Below are 13,459 nucleotides of genomic sequence, written 5' to 3'. Positions count from 1 at the left end.
CGGCCCCTACCAGCAGGTCCTGGACGCCGCGGATATCGGACTCACCCTGACCCCGGTCCCGGTGCGGCAGGACGAGGTGACGGAAGCCGTCACGGCCATCGCGCAGGCCGGCTTCGACGTCACCCGCGAATTGCCTTCGCGCATCGCGCTGCTCGTGGTCGATCGCGGCCCCGACTCCCCCCTGAACGCCGATGAGTACGTCCTGGTCGTGGTGGTGCACCATATCGCCGGTGACGCCTTGTCACTGCGTCCGTTGGTCACCGACCTGATGTCGGCCTACCACGCCCGGCTGGCCGGCGTCGCCCCCGAGTGGGAGCCGCTGCCGGTCCAGTACGCCGATTACAGCCTGTGGCAGCGCGAAGTCCTCGGATCCACCCGCACGCCCGGCGATCTCGCACATCAGCAGCTGGAGTTCTGGCGCGACGCGCTGGCCGCGGCCCCCGCCCAGCTGCCGCTGCCGGTCGACCGCCCCCGTCCCGCGCAGCCGCGCAACACCGGCGGCACAGTCGATTTCAGCATTCCCGCCGAGGTGGCCACCGGCCTGCGCGAGCTGGCCCGAGCGCAGGGCGTGACCCTGTTCATGGTGGTGCACGCGGTCTTCGCCGCCACCCTGGCCAGGCTGACCGGCTCCTCGGACATCGTGATCGGCACGCCCGTCGGCGGGCGCGGCGAACGCGAATTGGACGGCCTCATCGGCATGTTCGTGAACACCCTGGCGCTGCGCACCACGGTCGCGGCGGCGGATTCGTTCACCGAGGTGCTGGCCGGGGTACGGGACGCCGATCTGGCGGCCTTCGCCAATGCCGAACTGCCCTTCGAGCAGATCGTGGACGAGCTCGTCATCGATCGCACCACCGGCGCGCATCCGCTGTTCCAGACCATGCTGAGCTTCGGCGGCGGCGAGGGCCGGTTGGCGGACCTGCGCCTGCCGGGACTCACCGTGAGCCCGGTGCCGCTCACCGACCCGACCGCCAAGTTCGATCTGCACCTGGTGGTCGACGACGACGGGCAGGGCGCGCTCGACGGCGTACTGCGCTACGCCGATGAGCTTTTCGACGCCGAGACCGCCGCCGCGATCGCGGTCCGCTGGGACCGCATGCTGCGCGCGGTGGCAGCTGATCCCTCGGTGCTCGTAGGCGATGTCGACCTGCTCGACGCCGAGGAGCGAAGCGCGGTCGTCGAGACCTGGGTGGCGTCGGGCGAGCCCGCCGCCGACTCGGAGGCGACGCTGTCGAGCCTGTTCGACGCCGCCGTGGCGGAGAATGCTGAGCGGGTCGCGGTGCGCTTCGGTGACCAGGAGCTCACCTACGGCGAAATGGATCGGCGCGCGAATGTGCTGGCGCGCAGGCTGATCAGTGCGGGCGCGGGTCCGGAGTCGTTGGTGGCGGTGCTTCTGCCCCGTTCGGCGGACCTGGTGGTGGCCTTGCTCGCGGTCGTCAAGACCGGTGCGGGCTACGTGCCGATCGATCCGACCTACCCGGCCGACCGCATCGCCTACGTGCTCTCGGACGCGCAGCCGACCGGCGTGCTGACCGATAGCGCCGTGGAAGTCGAGCTGCCGGAGGCGCTTCCGGTCGTCCTGATCGAGGACTCCGCCGCGGAGACCACTGTATCCGATGCCCCGGTCACCGATGCCGATCGCCGGGTCGCGTTGCGCCCGGATCACGTCGCGTACGTGATCTACACTTCCGGTTCGACCGGTCGCCCCAAGGGTGTGGCGGTGGCGCATCGGAATGTGGTGCGGCTCATGGCGAATACCGATCGTGAGTTCGGTTTCGGGCCTGATGATGTGTGGACGCTGTTCCACTCGTATGCGTTCGATTTCTCGGTGTGGGAGTTGTGGGGTCCGCTGCTCTATGGCGGCAAGTTGGTCGTGGTCGACTACTACGTGTCTCGCTCGCCGGAGCAGTTCCTGGAACTGTTGCGCCGTGAACGGGTCACGGTGCTCAACCAGACTCCGTCGGCCTTCTATCAGTTGGCCGAGGCGGACCGGATCGCGTCTTCGGCGAGCCGGGAATCGGATTCGGCTGTTGGTGACGAGCAGTCGCTGGCGCTGCGTTATGTGGTCTTCGGTGGTGAGGCGCTCGAGCTGCGGCGCCTCTCGGATTGGGTTGCCCGTCATGGTGATTCCACTCCGTATCTGGTGAACATGTACGGCATTACCGAGACCACCGTGCACGTGTCCGTGCGGGTGCTCGATGCCGACACCATCGCCGCCGCGACTGGTTCGGTGGTCGGCCGGGCCATCGCGGGTCTGAGCGTGTATGTCCTCGATGACCGCTTGCACCCGGTGCCGGTGGGTGTCGCGGGCGAAATGTATGTGGCCGGACCGCAATTGGCGCGCGGCTACCTGGGCCGCCCGGATCTGTCGGCGGGCCGCTTCGTGGCCTCGCCCTTCGGCACGCCCGGCGGTCGCCTCTACCGCACCGGTGATGTGGCGCGCTGGAACCGTTTCGGTGAGCTGGAATACCTGGGTCGCGCCGACGATCAGGTGAAGGTGCGTGGTTTCCGTATCGAGCTCGGTGAGATCGAGTCGGCCGTGCTGGCTCAGCCGGGCGTGGCCCAGGCCGCGGTCGTCGTGCGCGAGGATCAGCCGGGCGATCAGCGCATCGTGGCCTACGTGGTGCCCGAGGACGGTGCCGCGCTCACCGGGGACGCCGTGCGCGACGGCGCGGCCGAGTCGCTGCCGTCCTACATGGTGCCAACGGCCATTGTGGTCATGGACCGGATCCCGTTGACCGTCAACGGGAAACTGGATCGCCGCGCCCTGCCTGCCCCGGCCGCGCAGGTCCGCGCCTTCCGTTCGCCGCAGACCGCGACCGAGCGGACCGTGGCCGCCGTCTTCGCCGAGGTGCTCGGCATCTCCGGGACGGAGAACGGCACCGGGCGGGTCGGCCTGGACGACGATTTCTTCACCCTGGGTGGCAATTCGCTCATCGCCACCCAGTTGGTGGCGCGCGTCTCCAAGGCCACCGGCATCGCCGCCGGTGTACGCATGGTCTTCGAAGCCTCCACCGTGGCCGATCTGGCCGCCCGGCTCGACGCCCACGACACCGAGGTCGACGCGAATACGGCACTGCCGCCGGTGGTTCCGCAGGATCGCGGCGATGTGGTCCCGCTGTCCATCGCCCAGCAGCGCATGTGGTTCCTCAACCGGTTCGACACCGCCGGCGGCGGTTACAACTTGCCGTTCGCGCTGCGCCTCACCGGATCGCTGAACGTCGAGGCGCTGCGCGCCGCGGTCGACGACCTCATCGACCGGCACGAGACTCTGCGCACCATCTACCCCGAGCAGGACGGCGTGGGCCGTCAGGTGGTGCTGCCCGCCGGGACCCGCCTGGTGGACCTGGAACCGCGGCCGGTGGCAGCGGCCGAACTGCCCGCGCTGGCGGAGGGTCTGGCCCGCACCGCCTTCGACGTCACCGCCGAGGTGCCGCTGCGCGCCCGGCTGCTGCGCGTCACCGACGAGGCCGACACCTACGTGCTGCTGATCGTGGTGCACCACATCGCCGCCGACGGCTGGTCGCTCACCCCGCTCACCCGCGATCTGGCCCAGGCGTACGTGGCCCGCTGCGCGTCCACCGCGCCGAACTGGCGGCCCCTGCCCGTGCAGTACGCCGACTACGCCCTGTGGCAGCGCCGCGTGTTGGGCGAGCCCGAGGACGTGACCTCGGTGCTGGCCCGCCAACTGCGCTTCTGGCAGCGCGAACTGGCCGGAGCCCCCGATGTGCTGGCCCTGCCGATCGATCGGCCGCGCCCCGCCGTGGCCACCGGCCGGGCTGGGGCCCGGACCGCCGTGCTCGACGCCGAACTGCACACGGCCGTGGTGGAATTCGCGGCCGAACATCGCGTCACCCCGTTCATGGTGCTGCACACCGCGCTGGCCGTGCTGCTGGCGCGGGTGTCCGGGCAAGCGGACATCGTGGTGGGCACGCCGGTCGCCGGGCGCGGCGATCAGGCCCTCGACGAGCTGGTCGGCATGTTCGTCAATACCGTGGTGCTGCGCACCCGGGTGCGGGCGGACGCCAGCCTGGCGGAGGTGCTGGCCGAGGTGCGCGAGCACGACCTGGCCGCCTTCGACCACGCCACGGTGCCGTTCGAGACGCTGGTGGACGCACTGAATCCGGTGCGCTCCCAGTCGCATTCGCCGATCTACCAGGTCGGCTTCACCATGCAGAACCTGGCCCAGCCCGATATCCGGCTACGCGGCCTGGCCATCAGCGGCCTGGACGCCGGGATGCTGCCCACCCAGTTCGATCAGGACTGGACGCTCAGTGACCACTACGCCGACGGCGCGCCTGCCGGGATCGACGTCCACCTGCACTACGCCGCAGACCTTTTCGACGCCGAGACCATCGGCGACTTCCTGGCCTGGTACGAGCGGGTGCTGCGCGCGCTCGTCACCGACCCGCGCGCGGCGGTGGCGGAGCTGGAGCTCATGTCGGTGGCCGAACGCGGCCTGCTGCTGTCGGACCGCAATGCCACCGTGCGGGCGCTGCCCCGCGAGACTCTGGCCGACCTGCTCGACCGCCGCGCCGAGCTGTCGGCCGACGCGGTCGCCGTCGAACTCGACGGCGCGACCATGACCTGGGCGGAACTCGCCGAGCGCGCGAATCGGCTGGCGCGCCTGCTGATTCGCGACGGCATCGGCCCTGACGACATCGTCGGCGTCACCGCGGTACGCGGCCTGGACCTGATGGTCGCCCTCTACGGCATCGTGCACGCGGGCGCGGCCTACGTCCCGGTCGATCCCGAGCACCCGGCCGACCGCCTCGCCCACGTGCTCGCCACCTCCGACGCCCGCCTGGTGCTCACCGTCGGCGGCGCGGAACTGCGCGAGCTGGAAGGCATCCGGACCCTGTCGGTCACCGACGCCGACACCTCCGGATTCTCGGCCGCCCCGATCACGGATGCCGAACGCGCCCGCCCTCTGCGTCCGGACAACCTGGCCTACGTGCTGTTCACCTCCGGCTCCACCGGCAAGCCGAAGGGCGTCGGCACCAGCCACCGCGCCATCATGAACCAGCTGCGCTGGCTCGAGAACCGTTACGGCGTCACCGAATCCGACCGCATCATGCAGCGCGCGCCGCTGGCCTTCGACGTCTCGGTGTGGGAGTGCTTCCTGCCCGCCCTCACCGGCGCGCCGCTGGCGCTGCTCAGGCCCGGCGGCCACCAGGACCTGGACTACCTGGCTGCCCGCATGCGCGAGCACGGCGTCACCATCGCCGAGCACGTGCCGTCGGTGCTGGCCGCGCTGGTCGCGGAGGGCCACGGCGAGGCACTGCGGTCGTTCCGCCACCTGCACACCGGTGGTGAGGCACTGCCCGCCGAACTGCTGGGCGCGCTGCGCGCCCACGTCTCCGGTGCGGTGCACAACGCCTACGGCCCCACCGAGGCGGCCATCTCGGCGGTGTACCACGAGTTCACCGATGCCGACCCGGATTACGAGGTCGCCATCGGCCTGCCCAACTGGAACACCCGCGTCTACGTGCTCGACGCCCGCCTGCGGCCGGTCCCGACCGGCGTCATCGGCGAGCTCTACCTGTCGGGCACCCAGCTGGCGCGCGGCTACCAGGCGCGCGGCGGGCTCACCGCCGAACGCTTCGTCGCCGACCCGTTCGGCGTGCCCGGCGCGCGCATGTACCGCACCGGCGACCTGGTGCGCTGGAACCGCGCCGGGAACCTGGTGTACCTGGGCCGCAACGACTTCCAGGTGAAGCTGCGCGGCCAGCGCGTCGAGCTCGGCGAGATCGAGGCCGCGCTGCTGTCGGCCGCCGATGTCGCCAATGCCGTGGTGGTGCTCGACCGCGACAGCGCGGGCACCGAATGCCTGATCGGATACGTCTCCGGTCCCGGCCTTTCCGCTGCGGCCGTCCTGGACCACGCCCGGGATCGGTTGCCCTCCTACATGGTTCCGGCGCACCTGGTGGTGCTCGAGGACATGCCGCGCACCAGCGTCGGCAAGCTCGATCGGTCCGTCCTGCCGAAGGTCGAATTCACCGCCGCGGCAACGGCTTACCGCCTCCCGAACCCCGGGGCGGAAACACTGCTGGCCGACCTCATCGGAGAGCTGCTCGGGGAAGCGCGGGGAGGCGGCGCGGACCCCATCGGAGCGGATGACGACTTCTTCGAACGCGGCGGCAACTCGCTGCTGGCCATGCGCCTGGTCGCCCGGATCAATGCCGCCTTCGGCTGCGATCTCGGCGTGCGCACGGTGTTCGAGGCCCCGACCGTGGCCCTGCTGGCCCCGGTGGTCACCGGTGCGGGCCGGCGCACGCTGCCGCCGCTGGTGGCGGTCGAGCGCCCGACGCGAATCCCCCTGTCGCCGTCTCAGACCCGCATGTGGCTGCTCAACCGGCTGGATCCGGCCTCGCCCGCCTACAACATCCCGTTCGCGGTGCGGCTCATCGGCGACCTCGACTTCGAGGCGCTGCGGGCGGCCATGGCCGATGTCATGGCCCGGCACGAGGTGCTGCGCACGGTCTACCCGATGGACGCCGAGGGCGTGGGCCACCAGGTGATCCTGCCCGTGGGCACCCTCATCGACCTGCCCATGGAGTTCGTCACCGGGTCGGTGGTGGAGCGGTTCTACGAATTCGCCGCCGCCGGTTTCGATGTCACCACCGAACTGCCGCTGCGCGCCATGCTGCTGCGCGAATCCGAGACCAGCCACGTACTGGTCGCGGTGCTGCACCACATCGCCGGTGACGGTGCGTCCACCGATCCGCTGCTGGCCGACGTGGTGCTGGCCTACCTGTCCCGCACCGCCGGGAACGAGCCCGCCTGGGAGCCTCTGCCCGTCCAGCATGCCGACTACTCGCTATGGCGGCACCGGGTGTTGGAGGCGGTCGGCGAGACCGAGTTGGACTACTGGCGTGCGACTCTCGCCGGCGTCCCCGACGAGATCACCCTGCCCGCGGACCGTCCCCGCCCGGCTGTCGCCTCCTTCCGGGGCGCGGTGGTGCGCGGCCGCATCGGCGGCGGCATCGGCGAACGGGTGCGCGAGATCGCGCGCCGGCAACACGCCACTCCGTTCATGGTGCTGCACGCCGCGTTGTCCACGCTGCTGGCACGGCTGTCCGGCAGCGACGACATCGTCGTCGGCACACCGGTACTGGGCCGGGACGAACCCGTGCTGGATCGCGCGGTCGGCATGTTCGTCAATACCCTTGCGCTGCGGACCCGACCGGCCGCGCACCGCACCTTCGCCGAACTGCTGGCCGAGACCCGGGCGGCGGATCTGGCTGCCTTCGCGCACGCCGCTGTCCCGTTCGAGCAGGTGGTCAGCGCTCTCGAGGTGACCCCCGAGACTTCCCGGCATCCGCTGTTCACGGTGTCGCTGAACTATCTCGACCTGGACAACGGCACCCACGCCGTGCCCGGCCTGGTGCTGGAACCGGTCGACTTCGACGACACCGTCGCCAAATTCGACCTCACCTTCTCCGTCGGCCAGGACCTCGACGTCGACGGCAACCTGGTGGTCGAACTGGTCTACGCCACCGATCTCTACGACGAGGACACCGCCCGCGACCTGCTGCGCCGCTTCGGCCGGGTGCTGGGCACCGTCACCGCGGACCCGACCCGCCCCCTCGGCGGCGTCGAGGTGCTCTCGCCCGGTGAGCGGAGCGCCATCCTGGCCCGCCGCGGCCCGGCGGCGCTGGAACCGATGTCGCTGGCCGAAATCCTGCGCGCGGCAGTGGATCTCAACCCAGCAGCCACCGCGCTCGTGTACCGAGGCGAGCAGATCAGCTACCGGGAACTCGACGAGCGGTCCTCGCGCCTGGCGCGACTGCTCATCGAATATGGCGTCGGGGCCGAGGATTTCGTGGCCCTGTCGGTGCCGCGCTCGGTGGACTCGGTGGTGGCGCTGTTCGCGGTCGCCAAGACCGGGGCCGCGTTCCTGCCCGTCGACCCCACCTACCCGGCCGACCGCATCGGCTTCATGCTGTCGGATTCCGGCGCGCCCGTGGGCATCACGATCGCCGAGTACGCCGACCGGCTGCCGCACGGCACCTGCGCCTGGCTGGTACTCGACGACCCGGCCACCGCGGCACGGCTGGCCGCGCTGCACGGTGCGCGCCCGACGCCCGCCGAGCTGGTGCGTCCGGTGCACACCGACAATTCCGCCTGGATGATCTACACCTCCGGTTCCACCGGCCGCCCCAAGGGCGTGGTGGTCGGCAACGCGGGCATCATCGGCATCGCCGGCGTGCACCACCGGCACTCGCCGACCACGTCGAGTTCCCGTGTCCTGCACCGCACCTCGCCCAGCTTCGACGCCTCCATCCTGGAGATTCTGATGGCGTTCCCGGTGGGCGCGGCCATGGTGATCTCCCCGGTGGAGATCATCGGCGGAGCGGAGCTGAAGGAGCTCATCGAGTCCGAGGGCGTCACTCACGGCGTGTTCACCCCCGCGGTGATCAACACCCTCGACCCCGAAACCCTGCGCGGCATGCCGTATCTCACCGTCGGTGGCGAGGGCTTCGGTCAGGACCTGGTGGACCGCTGGGGCGGCACCCGCGAGCTGTACAACGGATACGGCCCCACCGAGATCACCATCATCAGCCACATGAGCTACCCGCTGTCGCCGCACGGCCGCGTGGTGCTCGGCGACCTGGTGGACGGTCAGTCCGCGGTCGTGCTCGACAACCGGCTGCGGCCCGTCCCGGACGGCACCGCGGGCGAGTTGTACCTGCGCGGACCGGGTCTGGCGCGCGGCTACCACGGCCGTGCGGGCCTGTCCGCCGACCGCTTCGTGGCCGACCCGTACGGCGCGCCCGGCGGCCGTCTCTACCGCACCGGCGACCTGGTGCGCTGGGTGCGCAGCCCCATCCCGGGCTCCGCCGAACCCACCCTGGAGTACCTGGGCCGCTCGGACGACCAGGTGAAGGTGCGCGGCCTGCGTATCGAGCTGGGTGAGATCGACGCCGCGCTGATCGCCCACGAGAGCGTGGAATTCGCGGTCACCGTCGGCCACACCGGCCGCACCGGCGACGTGTCGCTGGTGTCCTACGTGGTGCCCGCCGCCGGGCGGGTGGTGGACACCGAGGAGCTGCGCGCCTTCGTGGGCCGCTCGCTCATCGCCTATATGGTCCCGGCCGTGATCATGGTCATCGACGCCGTCCCGCTGACCCCGATGGCCAAGCTGGACCGAAAGGCGCTGCCGGAGCCGGTCTTCCGCACCGCGGAGTTCCGCGCCCCGGAGACCGTCGTCGAGCGCGCCGTGGCCGACACCATCGCCGAACTGCTCGGCGCGGATCGGGTCGGCCTGGACGACGACTTCTTCGCCCTCGGCGGCAACTCGCTGAGCGCGGTGAAGCTCTCGGCCCGCCTGTCGGCGCGGCTGGGCGCGGACGTGGCCATGCGCACCGTCTTCGAGCACTCCACCGTGGCCGGTCTGGCTGCCACTGTGGACGCCGACGCGGTGCGGCCGTCCGACGAACCGATCCTGGCCCCGCGCACCGGCTCCGGGCCGGTGCCACTGTCGCTGCCGCAGCAGCGCATGTGGTTCCTCAACCGCTTCGACGGCGACTCCTCGGCCTACAACATGCCGATTCCGATCCGGCTGTCCGGCACGCTGGACATCCCCGCCCTGGAGGCCGCGGTGGCCGATGTGGCGGCCCGGCACGAGGTGCTGCGGACGGTGTACCCGCTCACCGAGTCCGGTCCGGTGCAGGTGATCCAGCCCATGGAGCAGGTGGAACTGCCGTCGCTGCAACCGATCTCGGTAGAGCAGAGCGAATTGTTCGGTGTGATCACCGAATTCGTGTCGGCCGGCTTCGACGTCACCAGCGGTATCCCGCTGCGCGGTCGCCTGTTCGCGCTAGCGGGCACGGAGAGCGAGTACGTGCTGGTCGTGGTGGTGCACCACATCGCCGCCGACGGTGCCTCCATGGCCCCGCTGGCCCGCGACGTGATGGCCGCCTACGCCGCCCGGCACGCGGGCCAGGCCCCGGCCTGGACGCCGCTGCCGGTGCAGTACGCGGACTACGCGCTGTGGCAGCGGGCCCGCCTGGGCAGTGCGGACGATCCGCGGTCGCTGCTGTCACGGCAGCTCACCTTCTGGCGCGACGCGCTGGCGGGCCTGCCCGATCAGCTGGACCTGCCGTCGGATCGGCCGCGCCCGGCCGTGCTGTCCACCGAGGGCGCGGCGGTCGAGTTCGAACTCGACGCCGACCTGCACCGGCGGCTCACCGAACTGGGCCGCGCGCACGGCGCGACCCTGTTCATGGTGCTGCACGCGGCCTGGGCGCTGCTGCTGGCCCGGCTGTCCGGCACCACCGACATCGCGGTCGGCTCACCGGTCGCGGGCCGCGGCGACGAGGCCCTCGACGATCTGGTCGGCATGTTCGTCAACACCCTGGTGCTGCGCACCACGGTGGATCCGGCCGCCGACTTCACCGACCTGCTGGCCGGAGTGCGCGAAGCCGACCTGACCGCCTTCTCGCATGCCGACGTGCCGTTCGAACGCCTGGTGGAGGCACTCGACCCGGTCCGCTCCACCGCTCGCCACGCCCTGTTCCAGGTCGGCTTCTCGTTCAACAATGTCGAGTCCCCGGAGCTGGAACTGGACGGATTGCGGGTCGGCGCGGCCGATTTCGAGACCGTCATCTCGCAGTTCGACCTGCACCTGGTGATCGCCGACCGCTACGCCGCCGACGGCGCTCCGGCCGGACTCAGCGCCCAGCTCACCTACGCCACGGCCCTGTTCGACAAGGGCACCGCTACCGGGTTCGCCGAACGCCTGAACCGCCTGCTCAACGCGGTCGTGGCCGGCCCGGCGACCCCGGTCGGCGACCTGGAACTGCTGGCCACGGCCGAGCGGTCGCGAATCCTGAAGTCCTGGAACCAGACCGGGTACCGGACCGATCGCACCCTCACCCTGCCGGGCCTGCTGAACCGCACCATCGCCGACACCCCGGACGCCATCGCGCTCGTAAGTGACGGCGACGAGCGGGTTACCGTCACCTACGCCGAACTCGGCGAGCGCGTGAATCGCCTGGCCCGGCACCTGATCTCGCTGGGTGTCGGCCCGGAGAGCCGGGTGGCGCTGGCGCTGCGGCGTTCGGTGGACCTGGTGGTCGCCATGTTCGCGGTGTCGGTCGCCGGTGGCGCGTACGTGCCGGTGGATCCGGACCAGCCCGCCGACCGCACCGAGTACATCCTCGCGACCGCGGACCCGGTGACCGTGCTGACCTCCGGCACCGACCTGTCGGTGGACACCGCCCAGGTCCGCATCGACCTGCTGGATCTGGCCGGATACTCCGACGAGCCGGTCAGCGACGCCGAGCGTCGCGCCCGGCTGCGGCCCGAGCACACCGCCTACGTCATCTTCACCTCCGGCTCCACCGGACGGCCGAAGGGCGTGGCCGTGCCGCACGCGGCCATCGTCAACCAGTTGCTCTGGAAGACCTCGGAATTCGCGCTCGGCGATGACGACGCCGCCCTGCTGAAGACCGCCGCCACCTTCGACCTGTCGGTCTGGGAGTTCTGGTCGGCGGCGGCGTCCGGCGGCCGGCTGGTCATCGCCCGCCCCGACGGGCAGCGCGATCCGGCCTACCTGCGCGAGCTCATGGTCCGCGAGCGGGTCACCACCCTGCACGCGGTGCCGTCCATGGTGGACGCGCTGCTCAGCGCCGGAGCCGACCTGCCCGAGCTGCCGCTGCGGCGGGTGCTGGCCATCGGTGAGGCGCTGCCCGCGCCGCTGGCCCAGCGCTTCCGCGTGGCGCAGCCCGACACCGAGCTGTACAACCTGTACGGCCCCACCGAGGCCGCTGTCTCGATCACCAATCACTATGTGACCGAGGACGATCAGGTCACGGTGCCGGTCGGCGCACCGGAGTGGAACTCGCGGGTCTACGTCCTCGACGCCCGGCTGCGGCCGGTCCCCGCCGGGGTGGAAGGCGAGCTGTACCTCGCGGGCGCGCAGCTGGCGCGCGGCTACTTCCGTCGCCCCGAACTGACCGCGGATCGCTTCGTGGCCAACCCCTTCGAACCGGGCGACCGCATGTACCGCACCGGCGACCTGGTGGCCTGGAACGCCGAGGGCGAATTGGAATACCGGGGCCGCACCGACTTCCAGGTGAAGGTGCGCGGCTTCCGCATCGAACTGGGCGAGATCGAGGCCGCGCTGCTGGCGCTGCCGCAGATCGCGCGGACCGCGGTGCTGGTGCTGGACCGGGGCGCGCAGGGCGGCACCCTGGTGGCCTACCTGGTCCCGGCCGCGGGCGTCGCGCTCGACACCGACCGGGTGGCGGCCGCGCTACGCGAACGGTTGCCGTCCTACATGGTGCCCTCGGCCTTCATGGTCCTGGATACCCTGCCGCTCAATGCGAACGGCAAGCTGGACCGCGCCGCGCTGCCGGAACCGGTGTTCGCGGCCCGCGAATTCCGCTCTCCCACCAGCGAAGTGGAGCGCACCGTGTGCGCCGTCTTCGCCGAGGTGCTCGGTGCGGAGCGAATCGGCCTGGACGACAACTTCTTCGAGCTGGGCGGCAACTCGCTGCTGGCGGTGCGGCTGGCCGCCGAGCTGAGCACGGCCTTCGGCACCACGGTGCCGGTACTGGCGCTGTTCACCGACCCCACCCCGGGCGGCCTGGCGGCGCGGGTGCGCCGTCGGGAGTTCGCGGTGGACCGCGCCTTCGACGTGCTGCTGCCGCTGCGCGAGGGTACCGGCGCGCCCCTGTTCTGCATCCACCCCATCGGCGGCGTGGCCTGGTCCTTCGCGGGCCTGACCGCCCACCTGGAGGCGGACCGGCCGATCTACGGTCTGCAGTCCCCGACGCTGGGCAGCGCGGTGCCGCTGCCGGATTCGATCGAGGAATGGGCCGACCGCTACGTCGAGGAGATCCGCCGGGTGCAGCCGGAGGGGCCGTACCACCTGCTCGGCTGGTCGCTGGGCGGCGTCATCGCGCACGCGGTGGCGGTGCGGCTGCAGGACGACGGGCAGCGGGTGGCGACGCTGGCCATGCTGGACAGCTCGCTGGATGTGGACGGCCCCATGGTCGACGCCGGGGCCCAGTCGGTCACCGTGCCGATCGGGGAGATGCTGGGCGGCCTGCTCGGCGACTCGGCCGACCTCGAGGGTCTCGACCCGGCTGCTCTGGCCGACCGGCTGGCCGCGCTGCCCGAGCCCTTCGCGTCGGTCGGCGCGGATCGCCTGGCTCGCATCATCGACAGCGGCGTGGCCTCGCTCGAGCTCATCGGCCGCTACCGGCCTCGCCCCTTCCACGGCGACCTGCTGTATTTCACGGCGGCCCTGGACGATCCGACCGGAACCCTGGGCATCTCGGGCTGGCCCGACGCCATCGACGGCGAACTGCGCAACCACTCGGTGTGGGCCACCCACTGGCGGATGGCGAGCCCGGAGGCGCTCGCCGTGGTCGCCGACGCCCTGAACGGGCAGCTCTCGAACGAACCCGGCCTGCATGCCGCAGCCGGCTCGGAAGACCGTGCCTAG

The 13,459-nt window shown here is 71.2% G+C and carries 1 protein-coding gene (only partly in view); it reads left to right on the top strand.

Annotated features, from left to right (window positions below; all coding sequences use genetic code 11):
- Positions 1-13,459 carry the 3' portion of a non-ribosomal peptide synthase/polyketide synthase gene (locus tag ACQP1O_RS39365; protein ID WP_433563370.1) on the top strand. It extends 5,603 nt beyond the left edge of the window, so only the last 13,459 of its 19,062 coding nucleotides appear in the window; the start codon falls outside the window, past its left edge; the stop codon is at positions 13,457-13,459.

It is taken from the genome of Nocardia sp. CA-151230 (assembly GCF_050942175.1).
In the GTDB taxonomy this organism is placed as follows: domain Bacteria; phylum Actinomycetota; class Actinomycetes; order Mycobacteriales; family Mycobacteriaceae; genus Nocardia.
The sequence above is the reverse complement of the archived record's forward strand: the minus strand, read 5'-3'. Positions and strand labels throughout refer to the sequence as shown.